Source organism: Streptomyces sp. NPDC051064, from assembly GCF_044455985.1.
In the GTDB taxonomy this organism is placed as follows: Bacteria; Actinomycetota; Actinomycetes; order Streptomycetales; family Streptomycetaceae; genus Streptomyces.
Genome location: NZ_JBITFK010000011.1, coordinates 113,971 through 127,989, shown reverse-complemented (window position 1 = coordinate 127,989; position 14,019 = coordinate 113,971). Strand labels below are relative to the sequence as shown.

The window sequence follows — 14,019 nt, the reverse complement described above, 5'->3', positions numbered from 1 at the left end:
GTCACGCTCCCGGAGGGACTGGCCAGGTTCAAGGAGGCGCGAGGGCTGGACTGAGCCCGGGCGGCGTCCGGTTCAGATCTTGCGCCAGCGGGCGTTGGCCCAGGAGAAGAGGCCGAAGGCGGCCAGGCCGACGGCGATGAGGACGAGCAGCCAGGGCCCGGCGGGCGTCTCGGTGAAGGAACGCAGTGTGTCGTCCATACCCTTGGCGCGGCCCGGTTCGTGCTGGACGGCGGCGGCCACGGCGAACCCGCCCGCTGTGACGAAGACCGCGCCCCGGACAGTGCCGCCCAGGACGCCCACGACGTCGACGGCCTGACGCGTCTTCTTGGTCATCTCGCCCCTCTTCAGGTGCTTGTGGTACTTGCGTGCGAGGGCGCGGTAGGCCATCCACAGCCCCGCGCCGACCACCACGGCGCCCGTGATCCCCACGATCCACTGACCGCCGGTCCATTCGAGGGCCCGCGCCGTGACGTCGTCGGTCTGACGGTCGCTCGATCCGCTGCCGCTGCCCTTGTCGCCGAGCGCGTAGGAGAGCACGGAGTACGACACGAAGGCGTAGAAGACGAAGCGCGCGGCTGCCATGGCGCGCTTGTTGGCCTTGCCGCCGTCAGGGCCCGCCTGGCCGAAGGCCGCCTCGGACAGCCTCCACAGCGCCATCCCCGCCAGGGCCACACCGAGCACCAGGAGCAGGATGCTCCCGAAGGGCTTCTCGGCTATCTCCGCGATGGCGCCGCCGCGGTCGGCCTGCTTTCCGCCTCCGTCGGAGAAGGCGATGCGCAGGGCCAGGACTCCCACCAGGAGGTAGATCACCCCGCGCGCCACGAAGCCGGCGCGGGCACCCACATCCATGGCCCGGCTGCGCGAGGCTCTTCTCGCCTTGCCGCGTGCGTTCATCGACAGCGCGTTCGCATTCATGCACTGCCGGATGCCCCTGAATCGACGATCAATGCGGGAGAGCTACGCGCCCTCGTCCGCCGACTCGTCCTGAGCTGCCTGCCCCTTGGCGCGGCGGCCGACCACGGCGGCCGCCCCCAGGGCGCTGCCCGCGAACGCGAGAGCCATGACCCACGGGCGGTCGAGGACGTGCCCGGTGGCATGGTCCAGGGAGTAGCGGCCGGCCCCCGTCACCCCGATCGCGGCGGCGACGAAGCCGAGGAACGCCGGGTACTCGTAGCCGCCGCCCATCGCGAAGAAGCCCGCGGGTGCGTGCACGGCGACGGCGCCCGCCATCGTGCCTGCCGCGGCGGCACCCGCCGCGGGGGTCGCGAGGCCGAGCGCCAGCAGGATCCCGCCTCCGGCCTCACCGAGGCCGGCCGCCAGGGCGCTGTGCTTCGGCGGGTGGAAGCCCATGGCCTCCATCGCCGCGGTGGTCCCCTCGATGCCCCCGCCGCCGAACCACCCGCCCAGCTTCTGGCTCCCGTGGGCCGCCAGGACGGCTCCCGTGCCGACCCTGAGTACGAGGAGGCCGACGTCGCGTCGGTTGATACAGGCCATGGAGGTGTCTCCTGTCGACATGGAGGGGCAGCGGCGGTGAGCCGTACGGCTCCACTCTTGTCCGGGGCGGGCCGCGGGGTCGGATGGTGTTACGCCATCCGTGGACCGGGCCTTGCGGCAACTGCGACGTACGTCATTATGCAACTAGTTGCACAATGACGCTCGCGTGGTCTAGAACTGGCTCGACGACACCTGCGAGGAGACCCGGATGAGCCCGTACCCCACTCTGCTGAGCCCGCTCGACCTCGGCTTCACCACGCTCCCGAACCGGGTGCTGATGGGGTCGATGCACATCGGTCTCGAGGAGGTCGAGCGCGGCTTCGAGCGGATGGCCGCGTTCTACGCGGCGCGCGCACGCGGCGGGGTGGGTCTCATGGTGACCGGGGGGATCGCGCCCAGCGAGCGAGCGTGCTCCTTCCCCGGCGGCGCCAAGATGACCACCGAGGCCGAGGCGGAGCAGCACTCCGAGGTCACGGCGGCCGTGCACGCGGCGGGCGGGCGCATCGCGATGCAGATCCTGCACTTCGGGCGCTACGCCCACCACCCCGACCTGGTGGCGCCGAGCGCGCTCAAGGCCCCGATCAGCGGGTTCACCCCGCACGCGCTCGAGGACGACGAGATCGAGGAGACCATCGAGGACTTCGTCCGGGCGGCGGAGCTCGCGCGCCGGGCGGGCTACGACGGCGTCGAGATCATGGGCTCGGAGGGCTATCTGATCAACGAGTTCATCGTCGCGGCCACGAACCACCGGGAGGACCGCTGGGGCGGCTCGTACGAGAACCGCATCCGCTTCCCCGTCGAGATCGTGCGCCGCGTCCGTGAGCGGGTCGGCCCCGACTTCATCCTGATCTACCGGCTGTCCATGCTGGACCTGGTTCCCGGTGGTTCCACGCTGGAGGAGGTCGTCCGTCTCGCCCGCGAGATCGAGGCGGCCGGGGCGACCATCATCAACACCGGGATCGGCTGGCACGAGGCCCGCATCCCGACCATCGCGACCTCCGTGCCGCGCGGCGCCTTCACCTGGGTGACGGAGAAGGTGCGGGGCGCGGTCTCCGTGCCTCTGGTGACCAGCAACCGCATCAACACCCCCGAGCTGGCCGAGGAGGTCCTCGCCTCCGGCCGCGCGGACATGGTATCCATGGCGAGGCCCTTCCTCGCCGACCCCGAATTCGTCGCCAAGGCCGCCGAGGGCCGCGCCGACGCCATCAACACCTGCATCGGCTGCAACCAGGCCTGTCTGGACCACATCTTCAGCCTGCAGATCACCTCCTGTCTGGTGAATCCGCGCGCCTGCCGCGAGACCGAACTGGTGCTCTCGCCGACCCGGGTGCGCAAGCGCGTCGCGGTGGTCGGCGCCGGGCCGGCCGGACTGGCCTGCGCGGTCACGGCCTCCGAGCGCGGGCACGCGGTGACCCTGTTCGACGCGGCCGACGAGATCGGCGGCCAGCTGAACGTCGCGCGCCGGGTCCCCGGCAAGGAGGAGTTCGACGAGACGCTGCGCTACTTCCGTACGCGCCTCGCCGAGGAGGGAGTCGAGCTCCGGCTCGGCACCCGGGCCACGTCCGCCGCGCTCGCCGGCTTCGACGAGGTCGTCCTGGCCACCGGGGTCGAGCCCCGCACCCCCGCGATCCCCGGCGTCGGGCACCCCAGCGTGCTGAGCTATCTGGACGTCCTGAAGGGCGGCGCGGAGGTCGGTGACCGGGTGGCGGTCGTCGGGGCGGGCGGGATCGGCTTCGACGTCGCCGAGTTCCTGACCGACGGGGGCGACGCGGCGAGCCTCGACCCGGAGGTCTTCTTCCGGCAGTGGGGCGTGGACACGGACTACGCGGGGCGGGGCGGGCTGCGGGCGCCGGAGCGCCCGAAGTCCCCGCGCACGGTCCATCTGATCCAGCGCAAGGCGAGCAAGGTCGGGGCCGGGCTCGGGAAGACGACCGGCTGGATCCACCGGACCGAGCTGCGCCACCGCGGTGTCACGATGATCGCCGGCGCGTCGTACGACCTGATCGACGACGAGGGCCTGCACCTCACCGTGGACGGCGAGCAGCACCTGCTGCCGGTCGACACCGTGGTGCTGTGCGCCGGTCAGGAACCGCGGCGTGAGCTGTACGAGGAGCTGCTCGCAGCGGGCCGTCCGGCGCATCTGATCGGCGGTGCCGACGTGGCCGCGGAACTGGACGCCAAACGTGCGATCCGTCAGGGCACCGAGCTCGCCGCGGAGCTGTGACCACCCGCTCCAGCCGTCCCTAGGATGCACTGCATGTCACTCCCGCACGCGATCCTCACGGCCCTGCTCGAGAAGCCGTCGTCCGGTCTCGAACTGACGCGCAGGTTCGACCGGTCGATCGGCTACTTCTGGCCGTCCACGCACCAGCAGATCTACCGCGAGCTGGGAAAGCTGGAGCAGGCCGGTCACATCCGGGTCCTGCCGGCCGCGCAGCCGGCGCGTGGGCAGAAGAAGGAGTACGAAGTGCTGCCCGCCGGCCGCGAGGCTCTGACGGCCTGGGTGTCGCTCGCCGAGGATCCGCGGCCGGTACGCGATCCCCTGCTGCTGAGGATGCGGGCGGCCGCCGTGGTCGGTGCCCCGGGACTGGCCGGGGAGCTGCGCAGGCACCTGGTGCTGCACCAGGAGCGGCTGGCGGAGTATCTGGAGATCGAGAAGCGGGACTTCCCTCCGGAGCGGACAGCGGACGAGGACCGGCTGCGCCGTCTGGTGCTGCGCGGGGGGATCGATCTGGAGACGTTCTGGACGGGCTGGCTGACCAGGGCGATCGACGAGCTGGACGGCCCCTGAGGGCTGCCCGGCCGGTGGCCGTCGGGACAGCTCAGCCGGGGCCGCCCGAGCTCCCGACCGGTTCCGGGTGCAGTGTGAACGGCTCGGTGGGACGTGGGGCGGTGAGGGACGGGCCGGTGATGACGACCCTCGACGGGGGCCCGGTGACGGCCGACCCGGTGACCGCCGGCGCGGCAGCGGCCCCGGCCGGCGCGGGCACGCTCCCGGCCGTGCTCCCCGCCTGTGCGCGGCTGAGCAGGATCACGCCCCGGACTGCTGCCAGGGCGCCGATGAGCGCGGGGACGAGGCCGAGCGCCCCGCCCTGGATACGCTCGCCGAGCAGGATCAGGCCGATCGCGGCGGCGGCGACCGGATTGGCGAGGGTGACCACGGCGAGCGGGGCGCCGAGGCCGCCCCGGTAGGCGGTCTGGGACAGCATCAGGCCGCCCAGGGCGAAGAAGGAGACGAGCACCGCCACGGTCACCAGCCGCCAGCTCAGCAGCGGGCCCGAGTGGTCGGTCGCGGCCACGGTGAGGGTCTGCGTGAGGGCGGAGGCCACCCCGGAGGTGATGCCGGAGGCGGCGGCGTGCCGGAGGCCGGGCCGGGTGCCCGGGCGGCTGAGCGCGGCGACGAGCGCCATGGTGACGGCCCCGACGCCCAGTGCCTCGGGGAGGCTCAGGGTGTCGTGCGGCGCGGCGCCGCCCGCCGCCAGGAGCAGCGCGGCGAGGCCGACGAGAGTGAGGAGCGTGCCGCGCCATTCCGTACGGCTGACCCGGCGGCCGGCGGAACGGGCACCGAGCGGAACGGCGGCGACGAGTGTGAGCGCGCCGAGCGGCTGGACCAGGGTGAGCGGTCCGTACTTCAGCGCGGCGACGTGCAGCAGTGCCCCGCCGGCGTTCAGGCCGACCGCCGACCACCAGGCCCCGCGGCCCATCAGGCGCAGCGCCCCGGCGGAGGGGTCGGTCCGCCCGGCCAGCCGGGCCTGGGCCACCGCGGCGGCCGCGTAGGCACCGGCGGAGACGAGGGAGAGCGCGACGGCTATGAGTGTGGCGTTCATCGACGCGCTCCGGATCGTGCGTACGCGGGGGACACGTAGTTCTGGGCCGGGACGGCTGGCCACGGCAGGTGCGTACGGACCGGTGTGCGCGGCAGCCTGAGCGCGGCGTACGCGACGGCGAGCAGGGCGGAGACCACGATCACGTCGAGCCAGTAGTGGTTGGCGGTGCCCACGACGACGAACAGGGTGAGCAGGGGGTGCAGCAGCCACAGCAGGCTCCACGGGGAGCGTGTGGCGACGATCAGTCCGACGGCGACCGCCAGGGCCCAGCCGAAGTGCAGTGAGGGCATGGCCGCGAACTGGTTGGCCATCGAGTCGGTCGAGGGCGTCTCCCCGTACACCGTCGGTCCGTAGACCTGCCCGGTGTCGACGAGGCCGGCCGCGTGCAGCATGCGCGGCGGGGCGAGCGGGAAGAGCAGGTGCAGGGCGAGCGCGGTGCCGGTGAGCGCGGCCAGGATGCGGCGTGACCAGACGTAGTGGCGCGGGCGGCGCCAGTACAGCCAGACCAGGAACGCCACCGTGGCCGGGAAGTGCACGGTCGCGTAGTAGGTGTTCGCCGCCTCGACGAGCCTGTCGCTGTGCAGCAGAGCGCCTTGAACGGCTCCTTCGCCGGGAAGGCCGAGAGCCCTTTCGAAGCTCCAGACGTGTCCGGCGTTGTGGAAGGCCTCCTCGACATGGCCGTTCGCGGCCTGACGGCCGAGTTTGTAGACGAGGAAGAGTCCGGCTATCAGAAGCAGCTCGCGGACGAGGGGCGGTCGGGCTGAGGCGTCCGGCTCCCGCTCCGAAGGCTCGCTGCGGGTGTGCTTCACCCGTGCCCCTTTGCTGACGGTGCGCTGTTACGACGTCGGCATGGCCAGTCCATGCCGTATCGATACGCCAGTGTACCGATACGTCGGCGTATCGGTACACACGCGTATCGGTACACTGGCGTATCGAGGGTCCCCAGCCGCAGAGTCGCAGAGAGGGAAGCAGATGCCGTCGCCCGGTTCAGCACAGGAGTCCGTACCCGCGTCACGCCGGTCGAAGATCACACCGGAACGCGCACAGGAGCTCTACACCGCCGTGCTGGACCTGCTCCGGGAGAGCGGGTACGACTCACTGACCATGGAGGGCGTCGCCTCGCGCACCCGGTGCGGGAAGTCCACGCTCTACCGCCAGTGGGGCTCCAAGCCGGAGCTGGTCGTCGCCGCACTGCACGGCACCCGCAGAACCTTGTTCTCGGACATCGACACCGGCAGCCTGAGCGGCGATCTGCACGAGGTGGCACGGGTGGTGGACGCGGCGTCCGGCCAGGACACCGCACTGATGCACGCGCTCAGCCATGCGGCACTCCAGAGTCCCGACCTGCTCTGCGCGATGCGCTCCACACTGATCTCGCCGGCCATCGCGGCTTTCGACGCGATGGTCGAACGCGCCGTCCGACGCGGCGAGATCGATGCCGACAACCCCGCGGCGGACTACGTGGCCGCCCAGATGCTCGGCATCATGCGCGCCCGGCCACTCCTGGAGGAGCGGTACGCGGGCGACGCCTCCTTCCTCGCCCGCTTCATCGAGTGCGCCGTGCTGCCGGCACTCGGACTCCCCGCCTCCCCGCCCGCTCCCGAGGGAAGCGGGACCTGATGAACGTGGACCGTCGTCCGAGCGGATGACGGCGGTCCACCCGCGCGCCGCACCGTGGGGACGGGGTCGGCGCACAACCGGCCGGCCGGCGGTTTCCGAGGAGACCACCGGCCGGCCGCTTCATGTCCGGCACCCCTTCTCGTCCCCTTGACGATATCCCCCGGAATTCATTATCGTCTCCATGACGAGAAAGAGGGGGTCAAGATGGCCGACATCACCCGGCGCTTCGGCTGGCGCCACCTGCGCTCCGCACCCACCGCCCACATCCGCCACCACAGGCGCGGCAGACTCACCCATGACGGCCCCGGACTGAGCTTCTGGTACCGCTCGCTCTCCGCGGCGCTCTCCGAGGTCCCGGTCGACGACCGTGAGCTGGCGATGGCGTTCCACGCCCGTACGGCCGACTTCCAGGACGTCACCGTGCAGGCCACGGTCACCTACCGGATCAGCGACCCCGCCGAGGCGGCCGTCCGGCTCGACTTCTCGGTGGACCCCGACACCGGGATCTGGCGCGGTGCACCCCTGGAGCAGATCGCCACCCTGCTCACCGAGACGGCGCAGCAGCACACCCTGGACGTCCTGGCCCGCACCCCTCTCGCCACCGCCCTCGTGGACGGGGTCGCCGCCGTACGGGAACGGGTCGCCACCGGGCTCGCCGCCGAGCCCCGGCTGCCCGCCACCGGCATCGACGTGGTCGCCGTACGCGTCGTCGCCATCCGCCCCGAGGCGGAGGTCGAACGCGCCCTGCGCACCCCGGCCAGGGAGCAGATCCAGCAGGAGGCGGACCGGTCGGTGTACGAGCGCCGGGCGGTCGCGGTCGAGCGCGAGCGCACCATCGCCGAGAACGAGCTCGCCAGCAAGATCGAGCTCGCGCGCCGCGAGGAGCAACTGGTCGACCAGCGCGGCACCAACGCCCGCCGGGAGGCCGAGGAGAAGTCGGCGGCCGACGGGGTGCGTACGGCCGCGGAGGCCGCCCGCACCGTGCGCCTGGCCCGCGCGGAGGCGGAGGCCGCCCGCGACGTCGGGGCGGCACGCGCCGAGGCGCAGGCGGCCTGGCTGCGGGCGCATGCGGACGTCGACCCCGGCACGCTGCACGCCCTGGCCGCGACGCGGCTGGCTGAGAATCTCCCGCGCATCGACAGCCTCACCCTCTCCCCCGACGTCCTGACCGGTCTGCTCGCCAGGCTCGGCCGGCCGGAGCCGGGGGCGCGGGCGTGAGCCTGGCCCCGCGGGCGGTGCTGGTGCACCGGACGACGGAGTACGAGGAGCTGCTGGCCCGGCACGGGACGCACGGGCAGGCCGCGTTCGTGCTCGCCGGACGCGGCCGGTCGCTCGACGAGGTGGCCGAGCGGCACCGGCGCCACGAGCGGGCACTCACCGAGGTGGCGGCGGCCCTGCCGCTGCGGTGGCGCCGGACCCGGGTGGAGCGGGCGGATCTCGACCGTTTCCTGTTCGGGCCCGAGGACGTGGTCGTCGTGGTCGGGCAGGACGGCCTGGTGGCCAACGCCGCGAAGTACCTGTCCGGGCAGCCCGTGGTGGGCATCGACACCGACCCGGGCCGCAACCCCGGAGTTCTCGTGCGCCACAGGGCCCGTGACACGGCGGCGCTGTGCCGGGCCGCCGCGTCACCCGGCGGACGGGTGGACGCCCTCACGATGACCGAGGCCGTCGCCGACGACACCCAGCGGCTCCTCGCCCTCAACGAGATCTACCTCGGACCGCCCGGCCATCAGACCGCCCGCTACCGCATCGGCCCCGACGGCGCCCCGTCCGTCGTCGAGTCACAGGCGTCGTCGGGCGTCCTGGTGGGCACCGGCACGGGCTCCACCGGCTGGCTGCGCTCGCTCTGGCTCGAGCGCGGCAGCCCCCTGCGGCTGCCGGCCCCCTCCGATCCGCGACTGGTCTGGTTCGTGCGGGAGGCCTGGCCCTCACCGGCCACCGGCACCTCGATGACCGCGGGCGAGCTGGGGCGCGGGGACGGCCTCAGGCTCACCGTCGAGTCGGACCGGATGGTGGTGTTCGGCGACGGGATGGAGTCCGACGCACTGGAGTTGACGTGGGGTCAGTCCGTCCGTCTCGGTGTCGCCGGCACCACACTCAATCTGGTGGCGTGATCGCCGTGTGAGGATGAGGGGACCGCGTCACCCGTGCCGACCAGCTGGGGGCAGAGCAGCCTATGACCACCGATTCCGTGAACGTCCCGCCCCGGAACGCCCGCACTCCGCTCGCCCAGGCCGCCTTCGGCGTGGGCGTCGTCGTGCAGGACGGGGCCGGCAGGATCCTGCTGGGAAGGCACCGCGGCGGCACCTGGGAGCTGCCCGGCGGCAAGGTCGACCCGACCCACGAGTCGGTCGCGGAGGCCGCCGCCCGCGAACTGCGCGAGGAGACGGGACTGCGGGTGCCCGTGGACGCTGTCACCGTCTTCGCGATGGTGCACGATGTGGTGGGCGGCATCAACAGGATCAGCATGGCCGCACTGGTGAGGGTTGATTCGGCCGTCCCGCAGGTCACCGAGCCGCATCTCGTCAGCGAGTGGCGGTGGACCGACCCCGAGGAGCTGCCAGGTCCCCTGTTCGACCCGTCGGCGCAGATCCTGGCCGTCTGGCGCCCGGATCTCGCCATCGAGCATCCGGCGGCCCATCACCTGCGGGTCTCATCGCCCCGGGACCCGGCCTAGTACAGATAAACATTTGCCTAGGACTCATAGGCAGAGTTAGCGTCGAGTCCATGAGAGCCGTCAATGAGCAGGACATCCGGGCGTCGTTCGTCAACTGTTCCAAGGGGGAGGCGAAGCGCCTGCCGCTCCCCCGCGATCTCGACGAGCGCCGCTGGGACGACCTGGACTTCCTCGGCTGGCGCGACCTCTCGGCTCCGGACCGGAGCTACATCGTCACCGAGCTGCGCGGCGAGGTCACCGGCATCACCCTCCGTTTCCCGTCCCAGCAGCGCGGCTTCCTGCACCGCAGCATGTGTTCGGTCTGCCTGACCACGCACCCGGGCAGCGGGGTCTCGCTGATGACCGCCCGCAAGCGGGGGCAGGCGGGCAGGGACGGCAATTCGGTGGGCATCTACCTCTGCACCGACCTCGACTGCTCGCTGTACGTGCGCGGCAAGAAGACGCCGGCCCCCGGCGGGCGCTTCGAGGAGTCGCTGACCGTCGAGCAGCAGATCGAGCGAACGAGGAACAAGCTCACCGCGTTCCTGGACCTGCTCGCAGCCTGACCCGGCACCGCCCGGTCAGCCGAGGCGGACCGGAAGGTGCCGGCGGGATGGTCCGTCCGGTTCGGCCCGGCACCGCACGCGGCGTGCGCCGCCGCGCTCGTGCCGGGCCGGGCCTGAGGTCCGGGACGCCGCGTGCTAAGTCAGCCTCCGTGGACGGTGAGCCGGTAGCCCTCGGGGCCGGTGAAGGAGAACACCGGCCCGAACGGGCTGTCCTGCAACGGGGTGACGTCCTCCGTGCCCGCCGCCACGAGCTGCTCGCGCAGCATGCCGGCGTCCGTGGTCCGCAGCCACAGCGCCACCCCCAGACCGGGGCGCGCGGCGCCGTCCAGGTCGACGCCCGGGAGCGGCTCACGGACGGCGAACGGGATCGGTTCGGTCGCGAAGACGACCGCGTGGGGCGGCGCGGAGGGTGCCCGGCGCAACCCGAGTCGCTCCTCGAAGAAGGCGGCCGCGCCGGGCACATCCTTCACCTGCAGAGCGATGAAGTCGGGGCCTTCGACGGTGGCGGTCATGGTTCCTCCTGGGCAGTACATCGCTTCGATGTCAGTACTTTGACATGACTGACCATAGGTACCGGCTCCCGGGTATGTCAAAATATTGACATGGAAGACCGTGCACCCGTGCCCGCACCCCACCCGGCCCACGACGTCACCGAGCACGTCGGATACCGCCTCAAACGCGCCTCGTCCGCCCTGCGCAACGCCATGGACAAGGCCCTGCGTGAGCACGACCTCACCGTCCCGCAGTACTCCTGCCTCGAACTCCTCGACGAAAGGCCCGGCCTGTCCAACGCCGACCTGGCCCGTGGCACCTTCGTCACCCGGCAGTCGGCCAATGTCGTCCTGCGCGGCCTCAAGGAAGCCGGACTCATCACCCGGCCGCTCACCACCGACCACGGACGCGCCCTGCCCACCCATCTGACCCCCGCCGGGGAACGGCGCCTGCGAGCGGCACGGGGCGCCGTCTACGCCATCGAGGAACGCATGATCAGGAACGTTCCCGAGGGCCGCCTGACGGCCCTCCTGGCCGACCTCGACTCGATGACCGAGGCCCTCGGCGGGTGACGAGGGACGGCGCGGGCCCCAGGCAGTGTCCAAGGAAGCGGCGGGGCCCAGCAGGTCCACGAGGCCGTCGGCCAGCTCCGTACGCCAGCACAGGTAGTCGTGGCCGCGTGCCGCGCCAGAGGAACGTCACCGCCCGGTGACCGGCGCTGCCCTGCGGGTCCGGAGAGACGAGGGGCGTGCCGCTGCCGCCCACCGTCGCCCAGAAATCCTCGGTCTCCCCCGGCGCCGGCTCCCGGAGCCGCGGCACCTCATCCGGGCGCGCGGTCCGCGGCGGCCGGCGCGGGGTGTCTTGCGGCGACACTGACGTGATCACGAGTGGGACTCCGTAGTACGAGGAACGACAACTCAGGTCACCAAGGCGGCGTCCGCCCGGACGGGCACGCCGCGCACCACCGGACACCGCGCCTCCGAACACAACCCCCTCGCAGGGAAGTTGTCGTGCACCCCACACGCCCGAGTGCGCGTTACCACCTCAATGGCGACCAGGTCATCGAGGCCACCGCCGAGTCCGTCACCCCACGGCTCATCCCCACCGGCGACGGTCCGATCTCGATCGCGCTGTCCAAGAACGGCAGGACCGCCTACACCGCCGACCAGACCGGCGGCGGCCTCTCGGTGATCGACCTCGGGAAGGGACTCGTCACCAAGACCGTCGCGGCGGGCGTGGGCCCCAACCACGCTCACCGACGGCACTGTCACTCCTTCGGCAGCGTCCTTCGGGGCGTGGCAGCCGGCCCGCACGGAGGTGGGTCAGACGGTCTGCCTGCTGATCCGCTCGTTCCACGTACGGGAGAAGACCCGGTGCCCGTCCTCGTAGCCGTCGAGCGTGGCGTCCACGTGGAAGGCCTCGTCGTCCGAGGTCAGCACGGTGCGTGTCTCGACCCGGACGTCCCAGCCGGCCCGGCGGAAGCGCATCTCCCAGGCCGACTCGCCGCGCACCGACCCGAAGTCCTCGCCGATCCAGCTGTACTTCTCGCAGGCCCTCAGCCCGGCCTCGATCCCGTTGTCCTCGTACCGCTGGAGCCCACGGTCCTTCACGATGTCGAGCACGGACCGGTAGTCCACCAGGTCCCTGGTCACGGTCCACGCCTGTTCCGGCTCACTCAGCCGGGTGACGGCGGGGGGCGCGCAGCCCTCGGGCTCCCCGAAGGGGCGCAGGGCCTTGTCCTCCGGTACGTCGTCGGGGCGGACCGGCAGGGTGAGGGTGCTGCCCTTCTCGTACACGCTCAGCAGTGCGGGTCCGGGCGCCGGCCACACGAGCGGCCAGTACGAGGTGGACAGCGACAGCCGGATGCGGTGGCCGGGCGGGAAGGCCTGCGCGACGCTGTGGAGCGGTACGCGGACGCGGTAGCGCCTGCCCGGTTCCAGGGCCTCGGAGGATTCCTCGCTGTCGCGGTGGGTCAGGTTGAGCACGCCGTACGTCACCCGGGTGGAGCGTCCGTCCGGTGCGACGTCGGACAACCTGACGTTCAGCTGCGCGACCGGGGCGTCCGCCGACACCTCCACCACGACGACGGGGGCGCCGAGGATCTCGACGCGTTCGTCGAGCGGCGCGGTCTGGAAGACGAGCGAGCCGCCGTCCTCCTCGCGCTGGTCGTAGGGCAGGTCCGGCGGGGCGTTGTACGAGGCCCACTTGCCGGCGAACTGGCCGACGGACAGCGGCGACTGCACCGTGTGGACGCGGTCCTCCTCGCTTTCCTGGTCATCAGGCTCCCCCAGTCCGCCGTCCCGCAGCGGGAGGACGGTCTCGCCGACGTTCGGCGAAGGCCAGGACGGCTCACCGACCCACCGGCCGGGGCGCTCCTCGTAGGAGGTCGAGGGCGGGACGCTCTCCTGCATCCATGCCTGGAGCATGGGGCCGTCCATCACGCCGTTGTCGATGCCCTTGAGCCAGTGGTCCCACCAGCGCACGACCTCCTGGAGGTAGCCGATGGCAGGCCCCGGCTCGCCGAGGTGCGGGAGCTTGTGCGACCAGGGGCCGATCAGTCCCTTGCGCGGGACGTCGACGTGGCTCAGCAGGCGGGTCACGGCGTTGGAGTAGCCGTCCGCCCAGCCGCTGGAGGCGAGCACCGGGCAGCGCAGGGCCGAGTAGTCCTCGCTCAGGCTCGCGTGGCGCCAGTAGTCGTCCCGGTCCGGGTGGCGCAGCCACTCCAGGACCCAGGGGCGCGCGGCGTCGAGCCGTTCCCGCCACATCTCCCGCCAGCGCTCACCGACGACGGCCGGGTCGGGCGGACAGGTGGCGTACGCGAACATGGTCCCGGCCTCGGCCAGGTTGTCGGACAGCATCGCACCGCCGAGGTAGTGCATGTCGTCCGCGTACCTGTTGTCGGTGAACGACGCGATGCAGATGGCGCGCAGGCTCGGCGGCCTGCGTGCGGCTGTCTGGAGGGCGGCGAAGGCGCCCCAGGAGATGCCCATCATCCCGGTGTTCCCGTCGCACCAGGGCTGCTCGGCGATCCACGCGAGGACCGACTCGGCGTCGCTCTGCTCCTGTTCGAGGTACTCGTCCAGCAGCACACCCTCCGACTCGCCCGTCCCCCGGATGTCGACACGCACACACGCGTAGCCGTGGCCGGCGATGTACGGGTGGTGGATGGCGTCACGTGTGGAGGTGAGGTCGTTCTTGCGGTACGGGATGTACTCCAGGACGGCCGGCACGGGTTCCGCGTCCGATGCGGTGGGACGCCAGATCCGCGCGGAGAGCTCGACTCCGTCCTCCATGGGGATCGTGACGTGCTTCTCTTCCTGGATCGCGAAGGGCAACTGGTCGACGTGGCGCATGCCTGTGCGAC

Annotated in this window: 14 protein-coding genes; 8 read left to right on the top strand and 6 right to left on the bottom strand. The window is 72.0% G+C overall.

The features are described 5' to 3' along the window. Positions 1–72 precede the first annotated feature (72 nt). Complete coding sequence (locus ACIBCU_RS33010; RefSeq protein WP_399235946.1) at positions 73–915, bottom strand: DUF1206 domain-containing protein; 843 nt, start codon at positions 913–915, stop codon at positions 73–75. A gap of 42 nt (positions 916–957) precedes the next feature. Then, complete coding sequence (locus ACIBCU_RS33005; RefSeq protein ID WP_362928414.1) at positions 958–1,494, bottom strand: DoxX family membrane protein; 537 nt, start codon at positions 1,492–1,494, stop codon at positions 958–960. Between the two features lie 208 nt (positions 1,495–1,702). Between ACIBCU_RS33005 and ACIBCU_RS33000 the strand changes: the two genes are divergently transcribed. Together ACIBCU_RS33000 and ACIBCU_RS32995 are read left to right on the top strand one after the other, a co-directional pair. Next, positions 1,703–3,718 carry an FAD-dependent oxidoreductase gene (locus ACIBCU_RS33000; RefSeq protein WP_399235944.1) on the top strand — a complete coding sequence of 672 codons (2,016 nt, stop codon included), beginning with the start codon at positions 1,703–1,705 and terminating at the stop codon, positions 3,716–3,718. A gap of 33 nt (positions 3,719–3,751) precedes the next feature. After that, positions 3,752–4,285 (top strand): PadR family transcriptional regulator, encoded by a 534-nt coding sequence (locus tag ACIBCU_RS32995; RefSeq protein ID WP_362928410.1) that lies wholly within the window; start codon positions 3,752–3,754, stop codon positions 4,283–4,285. 31 nt (positions 4,286–4,316) lie between these two features. Here ACIBCU_RS32995 and ACIBCU_RS32990 read toward each other — a convergent pair whose 3' ends face one another. Both ACIBCU_RS32990 and ACIBCU_RS32985 read right to left on the bottom strand, forming a co-directional pair. Continuing rightward, complete coding sequence (locus tag ACIBCU_RS32990; RefSeq protein WP_399235940.1) at positions 4,317–5,321, bottom strand: DMT family transporter; 1,005 nt, start codon at positions 5,319–5,321, stop codon at positions 4,317–4,319. Next, positions 5,318–6,130 (bottom strand): phosphatase PAP2 family protein, encoded by an 813-nt coding sequence (locus ACIBCU_RS32985; protein WP_399235938.1) that lies wholly within the window; start codon positions 6,128–6,130, stop codon positions 5,318–5,320. The genes ACIBCU_RS32990 and ACIBCU_RS32985 overlap by 4 nt, the downstream gene beginning before the upstream one ends. A 163-nt stretch (positions 6,131–6,293) precedes the next feature. Here ACIBCU_RS32985 and ACIBCU_RS32980 point away from each other — a divergent pair, with 163 nt between their 5' ends. The 5 genes from ACIBCU_RS32980 to ACIBCU_RS32960 all read left to right on the top strand — a co-directional run bounded on the left by ACIBCU_RS32980 (position 6,294) and on the right by ACIBCU_RS32960 (position 10,163). After that, the gene (locus ACIBCU_RS32980) at positions 6,294–6,941 is read left to right on the top strand and encodes a TetR/AcrR family transcriptional regulator (protein ID WP_362928404.1); all 648 of its coding nucleotides are present in this window, start codon (positions 6,294–6,296) and stop codon (positions 6,939–6,941) included. A gap of 204 nt (positions 6,942–7,145) precedes the next feature. Next, positions 7,146–8,159, top strand: coding sequence for an SPFH domain-containing protein (locus ACIBCU_RS32975; RefSeq protein ID WP_362928402.1), 1,014 nt, complete (start codon positions 7,146–7,148; stop codon positions 8,157–8,159). Beyond that, positions 8,156–9,055 carry a hypothetical protein gene (locus ACIBCU_RS32970; RefSeq protein ID WP_399235936.1) on the top strand — a complete coding sequence of 300 codons (900 nt, stop codon included), beginning with the start codon at positions 8,156–8,158 and terminating at the stop codon, positions 9,053–9,055. Before ACIBCU_RS32975 ends, ACIBCU_RS32970 begins: the two co-directional genes overlap by 4 nt. A gap of 62 nt (positions 9,056–9,117) precedes the next feature. Beyond that, positions 9,118–9,618, top strand: a complete 501-nt coding sequence (locus tag ACIBCU_RS32965) for an NUDIX hydrolase (protein ID WP_399235934.1) — start codon at positions 9,118–9,120, stop codon at positions 9,616–9,618. A 50-nt stretch (positions 9,619–9,668) separates the two neighbouring features. Further along, on the top strand, positions 9,669–10,163 hold the full coding sequence (locus ACIBCU_RS32960; protein WP_399235932.1) for an FBP domain-containing protein: 495 nt from the start codon (positions 9,669–9,671) through the stop codon (positions 10,161–10,163). Positions 10,164–10,303: 140 nt separating this feature from the next. On the opposite strand, the gene ACIBCU_RS32955 is transcribed toward ACIBCU_RS32960, so the two are convergent. Then, on the bottom strand, positions 10,304–10,675 hold the full coding sequence (locus ACIBCU_RS32955) for a VOC family protein (protein ID WP_362928394.1): 372 nt from the start codon (positions 10,673–10,675) through the stop codon (positions 10,304–10,306). A gap of 90 nt (positions 10,676–10,765) precedes the next feature. Here ACIBCU_RS32955 and ACIBCU_RS32950 point away from each other — a divergent pair, with 90 nt between their 5' ends. Continuing rightward, positions 10,766–11,227: a MarR family winged helix-turn-helix transcriptional regulator gene (locus ACIBCU_RS32950; protein ID WP_399235929.1), complete on the top strand. Its 462-nt coding sequence runs from the start codon at positions 10,766–10,768 to the stop codon at positions 11,225–11,227. A gap of 750 nt (positions 11,228–11,977) precedes the next feature. Here the strand turns inward: ACIBCU_RS32950 and ACIBCU_RS32945 are convergent. Further along, positions 11,978–14,008, bottom strand: coding sequence for a CocE/NonD family hydrolase (locus tag ACIBCU_RS32945; protein WP_399235927.1), 2,031 nt, complete (start codon positions 14,006–14,008; stop codon positions 11,978–11,980). Positions 14,009–14,019: the final 11 nt, after the last annotated feature.